We start from the raw sequence: 16,141 nt of genomic DNA, 5'->3' as shown, positions 1-16,141 counted from the left end.
GCCGGACGCACGACGGCCCCCGCTGCCCGGCAGCGGGGGCCGTCGTCGTTCAGCTCCGGGCGGCGGTGCCGGTGTAGTCGTCGGACGCCGACACCCAGCTCATCAGACCGCGCAGCTTGCGCCCGGTCTCCTCGATCGGGTGTGCCTCGGCCTCGGCGCGGCGGCGCTTGAAGTCCGGCGCCCCGGCGTCCTGGTCGGCGATGAACGCCGCGGCCCACGAGCCGTCCTTGATCGCGCCGAGGACCTCCTTCATCGACTCCTTGACGCGGGCGTCGATGACCTTCGGGCCGGAGGTGTAGTCGCCGTACTCGGCGGTGTCGGACACCGACCAGCGCTGCTTGGCGATGCCGCCCTCGTACATGAGGTCGACGATCAGCTTGAGCTCGTGCAGGCACTCGAAGTAGGCGACCTCGGGCTGGTAGCCGGCCTCGGTCAGGGTCTCGAACCCGGCGGTGATCAGCGCGCTGGCGCCACCGCAGAGCACCGCCTGCTCGCCGAACAGGTCGGTCTCGGTCTCCTCGGCGAACGTCGTCCTGATGACGCCGGCGCGGGCACCGCCGATGGCCTTCGCGTAGGAGAGCGCGAGCGGGAGGGCGCTGCCGCTGGCGTCCTGCTCGACCGCGACGAGGCAGGGCACACCCTTGCCGTTCTCGAACTCGCGGCGCACCAGGTGGCCGGGGCCCTTCGGGGCGACCATCGCGACGTCCACGCCGGCCGGGGGCTTGATGTAGCCGAACCGGATGTTGAAGCCGTGGCCGAAGAACAGCGCGTCGCCGTCCTGCAGGTTGGGCTCGACCGACTCGGTGTACAGGTGCCGCTGCACGTGGTCCGGCGCCAGGATCATGATCAGGTCGGCCTCGGCGGCCGCCTCGGCGGGGGTGACGACCCGCAGCCCCTCGGCCTCGGCCTTGGCCCGGCTCTTGCTGCCCTCGGGCAGGCCGACGCGGACGTCGACGCCGGAGTCGCGCAGCGACAGCGCGTGGGCGTGCCCCTGGCTGCCGTAGCCCAGGACGGCGACGGTGCGCCCCTGGATGATCGAGAGGTCGGCGTCGTCGTCGTAGAAGATCTCGGCGGCCATGCTGTGGTGCTCTCCTTCTTTCGGTCCGGCGGTTTGTGCACAAACCGCCCGAGGGGGGTGGTGCGGATCAGGCGGTGCGCTCGACCGGGCGCAAGGTACCGGCGCCGGACATGGCCCGCGGGCCGCGGCCCAGGGCGACGGTGCCCGACTGGGCGATCTCCTTGATGCCCAGCGGCGCGAGCACCGCCAGCAGCGCCTGCAGCTTGTCGGGGGTCCCGGTCGCCTCGAGCGTCACCGTGTCCGGGTTGACGTCGACGACGCGGGCGCGGAACAGCTCGGCGGTCTGCAGGACCTGGGTGCGCTCGGCCATCGGCGCGCGCACCTTCACCAGCAGCAGCTCCCGCTGCACGGCGGCCCCGCCGTCCAGCTCGACGATCTTGATGATCTCGACGAGCTTGTTCAGCTGCTTGGTGATCTGCTCGAGCGGCTGGCTCTCCGCGTCGACGACGATCGTCATGCGGGAGAGGTCGGGGTTCTCGGTCGGCCCGACGGCGAGGGACTCGATGTTGAAGCCGCGGCGGCTGAACAGCGCCGAGACGCGGGCCAGCACCCCGGACTTGTTCTCGACCAGCACCGAGAGCGTGTGCCGTGACATCGCAACGTTCCTTTCGTGCGCACCGCCATCAGCCGTCGGCCCCGCTTCAGGGGCCCGCCGCCGAGCGGAGCGAGGTGGTGGGGGGAAGCGGGGTCCTTACACCTGCCCGTCGCCGAAGACCGGGCGCAGGTCGCGCGCGGCCAGGATGTCGTCGTTGCTCGCCCCTGCGGCCACCATCGGCCACACCTGGGCGTCGGCCCCGACCACGAAGTCGATGACCACCGGGGCGTCGTCGATCTCCATCGCCTTCTGGATGACCGCGTCGACCTCCTCCTTGGTCTCGCACCGCAGCCCCACGCAGCCCAGCGCCTCGGCCAGCGCCACGAAGTCGGGGATGCGCACCGGCTTCGGGGTGCCGTCGGCGTTCCGGGCGTGCAGCCTGGTATTGGAGTAGCGGCCCTCGTAGAACAGGGTCTGCCACTGCCGGACCATGCCGAGGTTGCCGTTGTTGATGACGGCGACCTTGACCGGGATCCCCTCGATGGCGCAGGTGGCCAGCTCCTGGTTGGTCATCTGGAAGCAGCCGTCGCCGTCGATGGCCCACACGGTCGTCTCCGGGCAGCCGTACTTGGCGCCCATCGCGGCCGGCACGGCGTAGCCCATCGTGCCCAGCCCGCCGCTGTTGAGCCAGGTGCCGGGCTTCTCGTAGGCGATGAACTGCGCGGCCCACATCTGGTGCTGGCCGACGCCGGAGGTGTAGATCGCGTCGGGCCCGGCGATGGCCCCGAGCCGCTCGATCACGTACTGCGGGGACAGCGTGCCGTCCTCGGGCCAGTCGTAGCCGAGCGGGTAGCGCCGGCGCCAGTCGTCCAGCTGGGCCCACCAGGCCGTGAGGTCGGGGGTGCGGCCGGCCTCGTGCTCGGCGCGCAGGGCCTCGACGAGCTGGGCGATGGTCTCCTTCGCGTCGCCCACGATCGGCACGTCGGCCTTGCGGTTCTTGCCGATCTCGGCCGGGTCGATGTCGGCGTGGACCACCAGCGCCTCGGGCGCGAAGCTGGACAGCTGGCCGGTCACGCGGTCGTCGAACCGCGCGCCCAGGGCGACGATGAGGTCGGCCTTCTGCAGCGCGGTCACCGCCGCCACCGTGCCGTGCATGCCGGGCATGCCCAGGTGCTGGGGGCTGCTGTCGGGGAACGCACCCCGGGCCATGAGGGTGGTGACCACCGGGGCGCCGGTCAGCGCGGCGAGCGCGGCCAGCTCCTCGGTCGCCCGCGCCTTGAGCACGCCGCCGCCGACGTAGAGGACCGGCCGGCGGGCCCCGGCGATCAGCCCCGCGGCCTCGCGGACCTGCTTGCCGTGCGGGCGGGTGGTCGGCTTGTAGCCGGGCAGGTCCAGCCGCGGGGGCCAGGCGAAGTCGGTGGTCGCCTGCAGCACGTCCTTGGGGATGTCGACCAGGACCGGGCCGGGGCGGCCGGTGGCGGCCAGGTGGAAGGCCTCGGCGATCCGCTGCGGGATCTCCTCGGCGTGCGTCACCAGGAAGTTGTGCTTGGTGATCGGCATCGTGATGCCGCGGATGTCCGCCTCCTGGAAGGCGTCGGTCCCGATGGCGGCGCTGGGCACCTGCCCGGTGATGGCCACGACCGGCACCGAGTCCATGTAGGCGTCGGCCAGCGGGGTGACCAGGTTGGTCGCGCCGGGGCCCGACGTCGCCATGCAGACGCCGACCCGGCCGGTGGCCTGGGCGTACCCGGTGGCGGCGTGACCGGCGCCCTGCTCGTGGCGCACCAGCACGTGGCGGACGTGGGAGTCGAAGAGCGGGTCGTAGGCCGGCAGGATCGCCCCGCCAGGGATGCCGAAGACCACGTCGACGCCGACCGCCTCGAGCGAGCGGACGAGGCTCTGCGCGCCGGTGATGCCGGCCGCCGGCTGGGCGGCGGCCTCGGCCACGGAGCGGGCCGTGGTCTCGACGCCGGTCAGCGCCGCCGCGGCCTCGCGGGTGGCGGCCTCGGAGCCGGGGGCCTCGTGGGGGGTGCTGGTCATCGCGCGGATCTCCTGTGCCTTGCGGCGTGGTACGGGCTGGTGCGACGGGCGGCGTGCTCGCTGTGCGGCAGGTCACGGCCAACAAAAAACCCCTCGTGCCGCAGGCACGAAGGGTCAGCGCGTCGGTCGGTGACCGGACGCGCTAGGCGAGTACGAGGACGCCGGAGGTGCGGGCGTCGGCGAGCATGCGGGTGCGAGGCACGGGGACACTGTGCGCCCGCGGCCCGCCCGGCGTCAACCGTCCCGTCCCACCAGGTGGACACCTCGGTCCATTTCCGACGTCGCGAGGTCCGTGACGTCCAGCACCGAGCCGTCGAAGCCCGCCAGCAGCGCGCGCAGCTCGGCGAAGGGCATCGGCCGCCCGAAGAGGTAACCCTGCAGGTAGCGGCAGTCCATGGCCTGCAGCTCGGCGAGCTGGGCCTCGGTCTCCACGCCTTCGGCGACGACGTCCATGCCGAGCGACCGGCCGAGCTCGACGACGCTGGCCACCAGGGCGAGGCCGCGCGGGTCGGTGTCGATGCCGGCCACGAACTCGCGGTCCATCTTGAGGATCTGCACCGGCAGCCGGGCGAGGTACGCCAGCGAGGACCAGCCGCGCCCGAAGTCGTCCAGCGAGAGCACGACGCCCATGCCGCGCAGCGTCCTCAGGTCACCCAGGGCCCCCTCGTGCGCGTCCAGCAGCACCGACTCGGTGATCTCCAGGACCAGCTTGCCCGCGGGCAGCTGCGCCGCGGTGAGCGCCGCGGCGACGTCCGGGGCGAGGCAGCCGGCCTGCAGGTGGCGGGGCGAGATGTTGACGCCGGTCTGCACGTCCCAGCCGTCGGCCAGGAGCACGGCCGCGTGCTCGGTCGCCACCCGGAGCACCCAGCGCTGGAGGGGGACGATCAGGCCGTCCTCCTCCGCCAGCGGGATGAACTCGTCCGGCGGCACGGTGCCCAGGAGCGGGTGCTCCCAGCGCACCAGCGCCTCCAGCCCCAGCACGCGGCGGTCGTGCACGCCGACGACGGGCTGGTACAGCACGCGCAGCTGACCCTCGGCGATCGCCGCGGGCAGGTCCCGGGCCAGCCGGGTGCGCCGGCCCACCGCCGCGTCGACGGCCTCCCCCGAGGAGCGCACGCAGCGCTTGCCCGCGGCCTTCGCCGCGCGCAGGGCCAGGTCGGCCTGCCGGACGGTGGCCGACGGGTCGTCGGCGGGGTCCAGCTCGGCCAGCCCGATGCTCCCGGAGACGGCGAACCGCGGGCCGACGCCCTGCCCGTCGGGCGACGGGGCCCGGAACGGGCGGTCCAGGGCCACCACCAGCCGCTCGGCCAGCCCGGTGGCCTCCTCGATCCCGCCCGGCACGAGGAGGGCGAACTCGTCGCCGCCCAGCCGGGCGACGAGGTCCTGCTCGCGGGCGCCGGTGCGCAGCTGGTGGGCCACCTGCGTGAGCAGCTCGTCACCGGCCTCGTGCCCCGCGACGTCGTTGACGGCCTTGAACCCGTCGAGGTCGACCAGCAGCACGCAGCTCGCGCGGCCCGCGGCGGCGCGGTCGTGCGCCTCCTCGAGCGCGGCGAGGAACCGGGCCCGGTTGGGCAGCCCGGTGAGGAAGTCGGTCCAGGCCATGCGCTCCAGCTCGCGCTGGGTGGAGCGGTGCGCCGTGACGTCCCGCAGGTGGAGCACGAGCCCCGACCGCAGGGCGCTCCCCGGCACCCCGGCGCGGGCGGCGCCGGAGAGCTCGACGTCGCGCCGGTCACCGCCGCGGGTGGCCAGGCGCACGGTCGGCGGCAGGGCGCCGGGCTCGGCGGGCAGACCCTCGCGCACGACGGCCTCCAGCACCGCGCGGTCGTCGGCGTCGACCAGGTCGGCCAGCCGGCGTCCGGTGAGCTCGCGCTCGGACCAGCCGAGCTGGCCGTCGACGGCGCCGGACACCCAGTGCACCCGGCCGTCGCCGTCCAGCACCACGGTGACGTCCTCCGCACTGGCGGCCAGGGCGCGGAAGTACGCCTCCGTCTGCACCAGCCGGCGGGTCAGCCGTGCGTCGTCGGCAGCCCAGAGCAGCCCGCGCGCCGTCATGAGCAGGACGAGCACCACCACCAGCACCTGCTCGAGGCGGGTGAACGAGTGCCCGGTGCTGAGCAGCGCCACCACGATGCCGGCCACGCCGTAGCTGGTGAGGTGCCCCAGGACGACACCGAGGAGCACCGGTACGGCCGGTTCCACGGCGTCGTCGGCCGGCAGGCCGGGGTCGTCGTCGACGGCCCGGACGGCGGCGGTCAGCATGCCCGACCACGCCAGCACGGTGAGCACGCCGGAGGCGGTGCCACCGAGCACGTTGGCGAGCGCGCCGGCGATCGCGACGACGACGAGGGCGACCATGGTGACCAGCAGCCAGACCGCCGAGCGCCGGCGCGACCGCGGTACGCGCGAGACGGTCATCAGCGCGACCCCGCAGAGGAGCGCGCCGGAGACGGGGTAGCCGACGGTCAGCAGCGCGCCGACCGCACCGCGGCTGCCTGCGACGGCACCGGAGAGCACCAGCGAGGCGACGAGCACCAGCGCCACGAGCACGACGGCCCCGTCGAGGAGCTCACGCACGCCCAGCCGGCGGACAATGCGGGGCGGGAGGAGCGAGAGGCAGCTCGCCACCGCGAGGGGGACGGCGAGGACCTGCGGCAGGTGGGCCCAGCCGCTCTGCGCGTGGGCGCCGCCGGGGTCGGCGACCGACACCAGCTGCCCGCACACCAGGAGCGCGGCGACGAGGGCGAGGGCGCGCCAGGGCCGGCGCGACCGGCGGTCGAGCCGGTCACCGTGCCGGACGACGGCCACCGCCGCGACCGCCGAGGAGAGCGCGAGCAGCAGCGGGGTGGTCCGCTGTGCGAGGGGGCCGGCCAGCAGCTGGAGGGCGACCGTCAGCGCGGCCAGCACCCCCAGGACCACGAGGACCGTGGCCGACTCCCGCCGGGCGCGGGCGTCCTCGCGCGCGGCCGGGACCGGCAGCGCGACGGGCAGCCGCGGGGCAGGGCGCAGCCAGGTGCGCGGCGGCACGGCGACCTGCCGTCCGCCGGTCTCCTCCGGCCAGGGATCCACGGCCACCAGATCGGCACCGGGGCGGCCGCGCTGAGGCACGGCCGCCCCGGGGTCACCCGGACGGATGGCTCACCCGCAGATCGCGCCCTGCGCCGCCGACCCGACCAGCTTGGCGTACTTGCCGAGCACGCCGGTGGTGTAGCGCGGGGGCAGCGGCTCCCAGCCGTCCTTCCGCCGCGCCAGCTCCGCGTCGTCGACCAGCAGGTCGAGGGTGCGCGTGGTCAGGTCCAGCCGGACCCGGTCGCCGTCGCGCACGAACGCGATCGGGCCACCGTCGGTCGCCTCCGGTGCGACGTGCCCGATGCACAGACCCGTGGTGCCCCCGGAGAACCGGCCGTCGGTGAGCAGGAGGACGTCCTTGCCGAGGCCGGCGCCCTTGATCGCGCCGGTGACCGCGAGCATCTCGCGCATCCCCGGCCCGCCGCGGGGGCCCTCGTAGCGGATGACCACCACGTCGCCGGGCTGCAGGGTGCCGTCGGTGACGGCGTCCATGGCCCCCTGCTCGCCGTCGAACACGCGGGCGGTGCCCTCGAAGACGTCGGCGTCGAAGCCGGCCGACTTCACGACCGCGCCCTCGGGCGCCAGCGACCCGCGCAGGATGCTCAGCCCGCCGGTGCGGTGGATCGGGTCGTCCATCGCGTGCACGATCGTGCCGTCGAGGTCCGGCGGGGCGATCTCGGCCAGGTTCTCGGCCATCGTCTTCCCGGTCACGGTCAGCGCGTCCCCGTGCAGCAGCCCGGCGTCGAGCAGGGCGCGCAGGACGACCGGCACCCCGCCGACCCGGTCGACGTCGGTCATGACGTACTTGCCGAAGGGCTTCACGTCGGCCAGGTGCGGGGTGCGGTCACCGATGCGGTTGAAGTCGTCGAGGGTGAGCTCCACCTGCGCCTCGTGCGCGATCGCGAGCAGGTGCAGGACGGCGTTGGTCGAGCCGCCCAGGGCCATGACGACGGTGATGGCGTTCTCGAACGCCTCCCTGGTCATGATCTGGCGGGCGGTGATGCCCTTGCGCAGCAGGTTGACCACGGCCTCGCCGGAGGCGACCGCGTAGGCGTCGCGCCGGCTGTCGGGGGCCGGCGGCGCGGCGCTGCCGGGCAGCGCCATCCCGATCGCCTCGGCGACGCTGGCCATCGTGTTGGCCGTGTACATGCCGCCGCACGAGCCCATGCCCGGGCAGGCGGCCTTCTCGATCGCGTCGAGCTCGTCCTGCGTGATGAGCCCGCGGGCGCACGCGCCGACGCCCTCGAAGACGTCGATGATCGTCAGGTCCCGGTCGCCGAGCTTGCCCGGCAGCGTGGAGCCCGAGTAGAGGAACACGCTGGCCAGGTCCAGCCGCGCGGCGGCCATGAGCATGCCCGGCAGGGACTTGTCGCAGCCGGCGAGCAGGACCGAGCCGTCCAGCCGCTCGGCGAACATGACCGTCTCCACCGAGTCGGCGATCACCTCGCGGGAGACGAGCGAAGCCCGCATGCCCTCGTGCCCCATGGAGATGCCGTCGGAGACCGAGATGGTGCCGAACTCCAGCGGGAAGCCGCCGGCGGCGTGCACGCCCTCCTTGACGCGCTTGGCCAGCCGGTCCAGCGACAGGTTGCACGGCGTGATCTCGTTCCACGACGACGCGACGCCGATCTGCGGCTTGGCGAAGTCCTCGTCCCCCATGCCGACCGCCCGCAGCATCGCGCGCGCCGGGGCCTTGGCCAGGCCGTCGGTCACCTCGTGGCTGCGGGGCTTGAGCGGGCTGTGGGTCGCGCCCGCGGGCTCGTTCCCTGGGATGAGGTCCTCGCCGATCGTCACGGGAAGCGATGCTAGGCCGCGGGTCCGGCGTCCCGGAGACTGCCGTGGTACTAGTACCGGCACCACCACCGAGCCGGGACCGAACGGGGAGCGCATGACCGTCGCCGCACGCCGTGAGCTGGGCGAGTTCCTCACCTCGCGACGGCGGCAGCTCGCCCCGGCGGCGGTCGGCCTCCCCGCCGGCGCGAACAGGCGTACTCCCGGCCTCCGCCGGGAGGAGGTGGCGCTGCTCGCCGGGGTGAGCCACACCTGGTACACGTGGCTGGAGCAGGGGCGCGACATCCGGCCGTCCCCGCAGGTCGTGGACGCCCTCGCCCGCACGCTGCAGCTGTCGGCGGCCGAGCGCGAGTACGTCCTGCGGCTCTCCGGCAACGACCCGGTGCGCTCCCACGAGTCGGTCGACGCCATGCCGGCCCACCTGCAGCGGCTGCTGGACTCCCTCGGCCCCTCCCCCGCGTACGCGATCACCTCGCGCTGGTCGATCGCCGGCTGGAACGCGGCGTACGCCCGCCTCTACCCGGGAGTGGCCCGGGTGCCGGCCGGGGACCGGAACCTGCTGTGGCTGGTCTTCACCGATCCGGCCGTGCGCCGGCTCCTCGGCGACTGGACCACCGACAGCCGGCGCTTCCTCGCCCAGTTCCGCGCGGAGGTCGGTCCTCGGCTGGCCGACCCGGAGGTGGCGGACCTCGTGACGCGGCTGCAGGCGGCCAGCACGGCGTTCCGCGAGGGGTGGGCGAGCCGCGACGTCGACCGGTTCACGTCCACCGAGCGCCGGTTCGAGCACCCGGAGGTGGGCACGTTGGTCCTCGAGCACCACCAGCTCACCCCGGCCGACGCCCCGGGTCTGCAGCTGGTCGTCTACACCGCGGCCCAGGCGGACAGCGCCGCCCGGTTGGCCCGGCTCGCCGGCTGAGCGGTCTGGGAGGATCGACGTCCGTGACCCCTCCCGCCCGCTTCCGCACGACCCGGAGCGCGCTGCTGCCCGTGGTCATCCTCGCGCTCTGCGTCCTGCCCACCGCCCTGGTCAGCCCGTGGGGCCTCTTCCTGCTGCTGGTGCCCGCCGCCGTCGCCGCGTGGGTGCTCCGGGCCGGGGTCGACGTCGGCGAGCAGGGCATCACCGCCCGCTCCCTGCTGGGCTCCCGCACCGTGCCGTGGTCCGGGCTCTCCGGCCTCCGCCTGGGCGGGCGCGGCGAGGTGTGGCTGGTGACCACGGGCGGCACCGAGGTGCGGTTGCCGGTGCTCCGGGTGCGCGACCTGCCCCGCCTCGCCGCCGTCTCGGGCGGGCGCCTCGCCGACCCCACGGCCCGCCCGGCCGGTCAGTAGGCGTCGACGACGTTCGCCAGCGGCTGCCCCGCCAGGATGCGGCCGATCTGCTCGGTCACCGCCGCCGTCGCCCGCTCCCGCGTCGCCGGCACCTCGCCGCCGATGTGCGGGGTGAGCAGCAGGCCGGGCGCGTGCCACAGCGGGTGGCCCTCCGGCAGCGGCTCCGGGTCGGTGACGTCGACCGCCGCGCGGAGACGCCCCGAGGTGAGCTCGGCCAGCAGCGCCCCGGTGTCGACCACCGGACCGCGGGCGGCGTTCACCAGGAGGGCGCCGTCGGGCATGGCCGCGAGGAACCGCGCGTCGACCATCCCGGTGGTCTCGGGGGTCAGGGGCACGAGCAGGACGACGACGTCGGCCTCGGGCAGCAGCTCCGGCAGCTCGGCCACCGTGCGCACCCCCTCCCGCGGCCGGCGCGCCACGTAGGTGAGCCGCACGTCGAAGCCGGCGAGCATGCGGCCCACCGTCGCGGCGATGTCACCGGCGCCGACGACCAGCACCCGGGCGCCGACCAGCGAGCGCTGCGTGGCGAACGACCACCGGCCGGCGTCGTGCTCGCGGACGAAGGACGGCAGCCCGCGCTGGGCCGCGAGCGTCGCCGCCACGACCCACTCGGCGGTGGCGGGGGTGTGCGCGCCGCGGGCGTTGCACAGCACGACGCCCTCGGGCATCCGCCCGGCGAAGCCCTCGGCGCCGGCGCTGGTCAGCTGCACCAGCCGCAGCCGCGGCAGCGCGTCCAGGAAGCCCTCCGGCGGCGGGGCCGAGCCGCCGCCGGCGACCCACACCTGCGCCTGCGCCGGCTCGCCCCGCGGCGGCCCCTCGGCGGGCACCACCCGGTGCGCCCGCACCCGCGGGGACAGCTCCTCCACCGCCTCGGCCAGCCGGCGGGAGGGGACCAGCACGTGCAGCGTCTCGTCCGCCGCCAGCTCCAGGGTCGTCACCGCCCCACGCTAGCCAGCGGCGCGCCCGCGCGCGCACGGCGGCCGCACGTACCCTGGGCCGGGTGAGGCCGACGAGGGCGCGGGGCGCACCGCGCGCGGCCGCCGTCCTGCTCGCCGGTGCGCTGCTGACCGGCTGCGGCGGTGGCGGCTACGAGCCCGCCGGCCCCTTCCGGCCGCTGCCCGAGGGTCCGCCGCCGCAGGTGGGGCCGCCCACGGCGACCCTCCCGCCGCCCGCGGACCCGGCGCAGCCGGGCTCGGGCGAGGAGGAGAGCGACCCGAACGTCGTCGCCACCGGGCTGGACGTGCCCACCGGCCTGGTGCTGCTGCCCGACGGCACGGCCGTGGTCGGCGAGCGGGAGACCGGGCGCCTGCTGCAGGTCTTCCCCGACCGGTCCCCCGCGGTGGAGCTCATGACCGTGCCGGGGGTGGACACCAGCGGCGACGGCGGGCTCCTGGGGCTCGCGCTCTCCCCCACCTTCCTCGAGGACGGGCTGCTCTTCGCCTACATCACCACGGCGACGGACAACCGCGTGGTGCGCTTCCCGATCGGGGGGACGCCGAACCCGGTCCTCACCGGCATCCCGCGCGGGGAGACCGGCAACGGCGGCGCGCTGCTGACCGGCGCGGACGGGAACCTCTACGTCGGCACCGGTGACACCGGCGACCCGGCGCTCGCGGCGGACCCCGGGTCGCTGGCCGGCAAGGTGCTGCGCATCGACGTCTTCGGCAGTCCGGTGCAGAGCCTCACCCCGGTGCACAGCCGGGGGTACCGGGACGTGACGGCGCTCTGCCAGGACGGGGAGCGGCTGTACGCCACCGACGAGTCGCGCCAGGGGCCCGACGAGGTCGACCTGGTCCAGGAGGACGGCGAGGGCGTCCCCCTGCTGACCGTCCCGGCCGGGGAGGGCGGGCTGGGCGGCTGCGCGGTGGCCAACGGCACCGTCTTCCTGGGCGCCCGGGACGGGCAGCGGGTGCACGTCATCACCCTCGACGAGAACGGCGTCCCGGTCGACGGCGCCGTGGACGAGGTGCTCACCGACCGGTACGGCCGGCTGCGCACCGTCGTCCTGGACGCCCAGGGCGCGCTCTGGGTGACGACGTCGAACCGCGACGGCGCCGGCTCCCCCGCCGAGGACGACGACAAGGTGCTGCGTATCCGCCCGCCCGGCGGCCAGCCGAACTCCCCGCTCTAGGAGTCAGCGCACGAACCGGTGGACGACGTGCTGCCGGGAGTCCACCGGGTTGTCCGGTTCCATCTCGCCGTCGGCGTACGAGGTGGCGCCCGCCCGGCGCAGGGCGCGCCAGGAGGCCTCGTTGACCGCGACGACCGGCACCAGCACCTCGGTGGCGTCCGGGTGGTCGGCGAAGTTCCGGGCCACGGCTGCCGCGATCATCCCGGCGCCGAGGCCGCGGCCGCGCACGGACGGCTCCCCCACCAGGTAGTCGATGCCCAGCGCCCCGGGTGGGACCGGGCAGACCCCCCGCAACTCGGCCGCCGACTCCGGCTCGTCGTCGAACCGGTAGACCCGCACCAAGCCGAACGGCTCACCGCCGTGCACCCCGAGGTCCACGGCGGTGGGGTCGTCCCCGTCGATGCTCGGGCCGTACTGCGCCTCCACCGCGGCGGGGTCGTCGTTCCACCAGCGGCGCACCAGCGGTTCGGCCAGCCAGCGCGCCAGCAGCGGCAGGTCGGCGCGCCGCAGCGGGCGCAGCTCGACCTCGGGCGACCCCACGCGGCAGAGGTTAGGAGCCGGTCAGCCGCTCCTCCAGCATCCGCTTCACGGTGGCGGCGTCGGCCTTGCCGCGGGTGGTCTTCATGACCGCGCCGACGAGCGCCCCGATCGCCTGGACCTTGCCGCCGCGCACCTTCTCGGCGACGTCGGGGTTGCCCTCGATCGCGGCGTCGACGGCGGCGACCAGCTCGTCGGACTCGCCCATGACCGCGAGGCCTCGGGACTCCACGACCGCCGCGGGGTCACCCTCGCCGGCGAGCACGCCGTCCAGCGCCTGGCGGGCCAGCTGGTCGTTGACCGTGCCGGCCTGCACGAGGCCCGCCAGCTCGGCGACCTGCCGCGGCGTGACCGGCAGCTCCGCGAGCTCGACGCCGGCGTCGTTCGCCCGCCGGGCGAGCTCGCCCAGCCACCACTTGCGCGCGTCCGCCGGGGTGGCGCCGGCGGCGACGGTCTCGCTCACCAGGCCGAGGGCGCCCGCGTTGACGATCCACGCCATCTCGGTGGCCGAGAGCCCCCACTCCTCCTGCAGCCGGGCGCGGCGGGCGGCCGGCAGCTCGGGCAGCGCGGCCCGGAGCTTCTCGATCCACTCCTCGTCGGGCGCGATCGGGACGAGGTCGGGCTCGGGGAAGTACCGGTAGTCGGTGGCCTCCTCCTTGCTGCGGCCCTCCGACGTCGAACCGGTGTCCTCGTGGAAGTGCCGGGTCTCCTGCACCACGCGCTCACCGGCGTCGAGGACCGCGGCCTGGCGGCGCATCTCGTAGCGCACCGCGCGCTCCACCGAGCGCAGCGAGTTGACGTTCTTGGTCTCGGTGCGGGTGCCCCACTCGAGGCTGCCGATCGGGGCCAGCGAGGTGTTGACGTCGCTGCGCAGGTTGCCCTGCTCCATGCGGACCTCGGAGACACCGAGCGCGAGCAGGATCTCGCGCAGCTCGGTGACGTAGGCGCGGGCCACCTCGGGGGCCCTGGCTCCCGTGCCGGGGATCGGCCGGGTGACGATCTCGACCAGCGGGATCCCGGCGCGGTTGTAGTCGACCAGCGAGTGGTCGGCGCCGTGGATGCGGCCGGTGGCGCCACCGACGTGCAGGTTCTTGCCGGTGTCCTCCTCGATGTGCACCCGCTCGATCTCGACGCGGTAGGTCTCGCCGTCCACCTCGACGTCCAGGTGGCCGGCGGTGCACAGCGGCTCGTCGTACTGGCTGGTCTGGAAGCCCTTGGGGATGTCCGGGTAGAAGTAGTTCTTCCGGGCGAAGCGCGACCACGACGCGATCCGGCAGCCGAGCGCCAGGCCGATGCGGATCGTCGACTCGATGGCGTCGGCGTTGACCACCGGCAGCGAGCCCGGCAGGCCCAGGCAGACCGGGCAGGTCTGGGTGTTGGGCTCGGCGCCGAACGTCGTCGAGCAGCCGCAGAACATCTTCGACGCGGTGCCCAGCTCGACGTGGGTCTCCAGGCCGATGACCGGCTCGTAGCGGGTCAGGACCTCGTCGAGGTCCACGAGGGTGTCGGTCACGAGGGGTCGTCCTCCTTCGGGGCGGCCGGGCCCGGCTGCTGGCGGCCGGTCACCACGGCGCCGACGGCGGTCAGCACGCCGAGGACCAGGAACACGGCGAAGACGGCCTCGCCGGTGACGGCCCAGCCGACGACGCCGGCGACGATGACGAACGCGGTGAGCGCCCAGGCGGCCTTGAGCGGGCCGTTCACGCCCGGCCCCCGATGGCGTCGAGCAGGGCGTGCCCGCGGGCGGCGTCCTGCGCGGCCTCCAGGGCGGCCGCGACGCGGTAGCACCGGTCGTCGGCCAGCGCTGGCGCCATGATCTGGAAGCCGACCGGCAGGCCCTCGGAGAGCCCGCACGGCACGGAGATGGCCGGGATGCCCGCGAGGCTGGCCGGCAGCGTGCACAGGTCGGCGGCGTACATGGCGATCGGGTCGTCGACGCGGGCGCCGATCGGCCAGGCCACCGTCGGGCTGGTCGGGCTGACCAGCACGTCGACGTCGTCCCAGGCGCTGGTGAAGTCGCGCGTGATCAGCGTGCGGACCTTCTGCGCCTGCCCGTAGTAGGCGTCGTAGTAGCCGCTGGACAGCGCGTAGGTGCCGAGGATGATCCGGCGCTTCACCTCGTGACCGAAGCCCTGCTCGCGGGTGAGCGCCATGACCTCGTCGAGGTCGCGGCTGCCGTCGTCGCCGACCCGCAGGCCGTACCGGACGCCGTCGAAGCGGGCCAGGTTGGACGACGCCTCGCTCGGGGCGATCAGGTAGTACGCCGGCAGGGCCAGGTCGAACGCCGGGCAGGAGACCTGCCGCACCTCCGCGCCCATGCCCTCCAGCAGTGCGACCGCCTCGGCCACGCGCGCCAGCACGCCGGGCTCGTACCCGTCGGTGTGGCCGTCGCCGCCCAGCTCGGTGACGACGCCGACCCGCAGGCCGGACAGGTCGCCACCGGCACCGCGGCGGGCGGCCTCGGCGAGCACGGGGACGGGCGCGTCGATGCTCGTCGAGTCGAGCGGGTCGTGCCCGCCGATCGCCTCGTGCAGCAGCGCGGCGTCCAGCACGGTGCGCGTCATCGGGCCGGCCTGGTCGAGGCTGGAGGAGAACGCGATGAGCCCGGAGCGGGAGACCGACCCGTAGGTGGGCTTGTGCCCGACCAGGCCGGTGACGGCGGCGGGCTGGCGGATCGAACCGCCGGTGTCGGTGCCGATGGCCCACGGGGCCAGGCCGGCGGCGACCGCGGCCGACGAGCCACCGGAGGAGCCGCCCGGGATGCGGTCGGTGTCCCAGGGGTTGCGGGTGACCCGGTAGGCGGAGTTCTCGGTGGAGGAGCCCATCGCGAACTCGTCCATGTTGGTCTTGCCGAGCAGCACCGTGCCGGCGGCCTTCAGCCGGGCGGCCACGGTGGCGTCGTACGGCGGCCGCCAGCCCTCGAGGATCTTCGAGCCGCTGGTCGTGGGCACGCCCTCGGTGACGACGACGTCCTTGAGCGCGAGAGGGACGCCGGCCAGCGGGCCGAGCTCCTCCCCCTTCGCGCGGGCGGCGTCGACCTGCTCGGCGGCCCGCAGCGCGGCCTCGGCGTCGACGTGCAGGTAGGCGCCGATGGTCGCGTCCTCGGCCTGGATGCGGTCCAGGTAGGCGCGGGTCACCTCGACCGAGCTGAGCTCACCGGCGCGCAGCGCCTCGCCGAGCGCGGCGGCGCTGGTGGTGGTGATGTCGGTGGCGGTCACGTCGCTCACGCCTCCTCCCCCAGGATCCGCGGCACCCTGAAGCGGTCGTCCTCCGCGGCCGGCGCGCCGTCGAGGACGACGTCGCGGGGCAGGCTGGGCCGGACGACGTCGGGACGCATGACGTTGGTCATCGGCACCGCGTGCGTGGTGGGCGGCACGTCGGCGACGTCGGCCTTGCCGACCTGCGCGACGGCGTCCAGCACGGCGGCGAGCTGGCCGGCGAAGAGGTCGAGCTCCTCGTCGCTCACCGCGAGCCGGGACAGGTGCGCCAGGTGGGCCACCTCGTCGCGGGTCAGTTGGCCCTTCGGGGAGGGGGTGCTCATGCTGCGGCGGAACTCCACTTCGGCAGTGCCCGGCGGCCAGCTCTGGCACCCGGGACGTGACCGGGCCACTCTACGTGGCGGCCCCCCGGCCCTGGT

General features: G+C 74.9%; 14 protein-coding genes. 3 read left to right on the top strand and 11 right to left on the bottom strand.

The genetic code is table 11. The annotated features are described in order from the left end of the window. Positions 1-49: 49 nt before the first annotated feature. The 5 genes from ilvC to ilvD all read right to left on the bottom strand — a co-directional run bounded on the left by ilvC (position 50) and on the right by ilvD (position 8,513). Positions 50-1,078 (bottom strand): ketol-acid reductoisomerase, encoded by a 1,029-nt coding sequence (gene ilvC, locus E9529_RS06420; RefSeq protein ID WP_236830297.1) that lies wholly within the window; start codon positions 1,076-1,078, stop codon positions 50-52. Positions 1,079-1,145: 67 nt separating this feature from the next. Next, positions 1,146-1,673 (bottom strand): acetolactate synthase small subunit, encoded by a 528-nt coding sequence (gene ilvN, locus E9529_RS06415; protein ID WP_236830296.1) that lies wholly within the window; start codon positions 1,671-1,673, stop codon positions 1,146-1,148. 96 nt (positions 1,674-1,769) lie between these two features. Further along, the gene (locus E9529_RS06410; RefSeq protein ID WP_236830295.1) at positions 1,770-3,653 is read right to left on the bottom strand and encodes an acetolactate synthase large subunit; all 1,884 of its coding nucleotides are present in this window, start codon (positions 3,651-3,653) and stop codon (positions 1,770-1,772) included. A gap of 234 nt (positions 3,654-3,887) precedes the next feature. Further along, on the bottom strand, positions 3,888-6,725 hold the full coding sequence (locus E9529_RS22610) for a bifunctional diguanylate cyclase/phosphodiesterase (RefSeq protein ID WP_236830294.1): 2,838 nt from the start codon (positions 6,723-6,725) through the stop codon (positions 3,888-3,890). Between the two features lie 63 nt (positions 6,726-6,788). Continuing rightward, the gene (gene ilvD / locus E9529_RS06400; protein WP_236830293.1) at positions 6,789-8,513 is read right to left on the bottom strand and encodes a dihydroxy-acid dehydratase; all 1,725 of its coding nucleotides are present in this window, start codon (positions 8,511-8,513) and stop codon (positions 6,789-6,791) included. A gap of 94 nt (positions 8,514-8,607) precedes the next feature. Between ilvD and E9529_RS06395 the strand changes: the two genes are divergently transcribed. Both E9529_RS06395 and E9529_RS06390 read left to right on the top strand, forming a co-directional pair. After that, positions 8,608-9,426 carry a helix-turn-helix transcriptional regulator gene (locus tag E9529_RS06395; protein ID WP_236830292.1) on the top strand — a complete coding sequence of 273 codons (819 nt, stop codon included), beginning with the start codon at positions 8,608-8,610 and terminating at the stop codon, positions 9,424-9,426. A gap of 23 nt (positions 9,427-9,449) precedes the next feature. After that, positions 9,450-9,836, top strand: a complete 387-nt coding sequence (locus E9529_RS06390; protein WP_236830291.1) for a PH domain-containing protein — start codon at positions 9,450-9,452, stop codon at positions 9,834-9,836. Here E9529_RS06390 and E9529_RS06385 read toward each other — a convergent pair. Then, entirely contained in the window at positions 9,830-10,774 is a 945-nt protein-coding gene (locus E9529_RS06385; protein WP_236830290.1) for a 2-hydroxyacid dehydrogenase, read from the bottom strand. The two genes, E9529_RS06390 and E9529_RS06385, sit on opposite strands and share 7 nt — an antisense overlap. Positions 10,775-10,836: 62 nt before the next feature. On the opposite strand from E9529_RS06385, the gene E9529_RS06380 reads away from it, so the two are divergent. Next, positions 10,837-11,967, top strand: a complete 1,131-nt coding sequence (locus tag E9529_RS06380) for a sorbosone dehydrogenase family protein (RefSeq protein WP_236830289.1) — start codon at positions 10,837-10,839, stop codon at positions 11,965-11,967. Positions 11,968-11,970: 3 nt separating this feature from the next. On the opposite strand, the gene E9529_RS06375 is transcribed toward E9529_RS06380, so the two are convergent. Genes E9529_RS06375 through gatC form a run of 5 tightly spaced genes read right to left on the bottom strand, consistent with a single transcriptional unit; the run spans position 11,971 to position 16,045 of the window. Next, a complete protein-coding gene (locus E9529_RS06375) occupies positions 11,971-12,507 on the bottom strand; it encodes a GNAT family N-acetyltransferase (RefSeq protein WP_236830288.1) in 537 nt (178 codons plus the stop codon). A 10-nt stretch (positions 12,508-12,517) separates the two neighbouring features. Beyond that, positions 12,518-14,017, bottom strand: coding sequence for an Asp-tRNA(Asn)/Glu-tRNA(Gln) amidotransferase subunit GatB (gatB, locus tag E9529_RS06370; RefSeq protein ID WP_236830287.1), 1,500 nt, complete (start codon positions 14,015-14,017; stop codon positions 12,518-12,520). Then, positions 14,014-14,208 carry a hypothetical protein gene (locus tag E9529_RS22605; RefSeq protein WP_236830286.1) on the bottom strand — a complete coding sequence of 65 codons (195 nt, stop codon included), beginning with the start codon at positions 14,206-14,208 and terminating at the stop codon, positions 14,014-14,016. The genes gatB and E9529_RS22605 overlap by 4 nt, the downstream gene beginning before the upstream one ends. Next, positions 14,205-15,731, bottom strand: coding sequence for an Asp-tRNA(Asn)/Glu-tRNA(Gln) amidotransferase subunit GatA (gene gatA, locus E9529_RS06360; protein WP_236830285.1), 1,527 nt, complete (start codon positions 15,729-15,731; stop codon positions 14,205-14,207). Before gatA ends, E9529_RS22605 begins: the two co-directional genes overlap by 4 nt. Next, the gene (gene gatC, locus E9529_RS06355; protein ID WP_236830284.1) at positions 15,728-16,045 is read right to left on the bottom strand and encodes an Asp-tRNA(Asn)/Glu-tRNA(Gln) amidotransferase subunit GatC; all 318 of its coding nucleotides are present in this window, start codon (positions 16,043-16,045) and stop codon (positions 15,728-15,730) included. Before gatC ends, gatA begins: the two co-directional genes overlap by 4 nt. Positions 16,046-16,141: the final 96 nt, after the last annotated feature.

The organism is Blastococcus sp. KM273128, from assembly GCF_021698975.1.
GTDB lineage: Bacteria > Actinomycetota > Actinomycetes > Mycobacteriales > Geodermatophilaceae > Blastococcus.
This window is presented reverse-complemented; position numbering and strand designations above follow the sequence as displayed.

Bases quoted from the DNA above. Each gene is read 5' to 3' on its own strand.
- gatC (WP_236830284.1), bottom strand. From the start codon at position 16,045: ATGAGCACCCCCTCCCCGAAGGGCCAACTGACCCGCGACGAGGTGGCC.
- E9529_RS06395 (WP_236830292.1), top strand. From the start codon at position 8,608: ATGACCGTCGCCGCACGCCGTGAGCTGGGCGAGTTCCTCACCTCGCGA.
- ilvC (WP_236830297.1), bottom strand. From the start codon at position 1,078: ATGGCCGCCGAGATCTTCTACGACGACGACGCCGACCTCTCGATCATC.
- ilvN (WP_236830296.1), bottom strand. From the start codon at position 1,673: ATGTCACGGCACACGCTCTCGGTGCTGGTCGAGAACAAGTCCGGGGTG.
- E9529_RS06410 (WP_236830295.1), bottom strand. From the start codon at position 3,653: ATGACCAGCACCCCCCACGAGGCCCCCGGCTCCGAGGCCGCCACCCGC.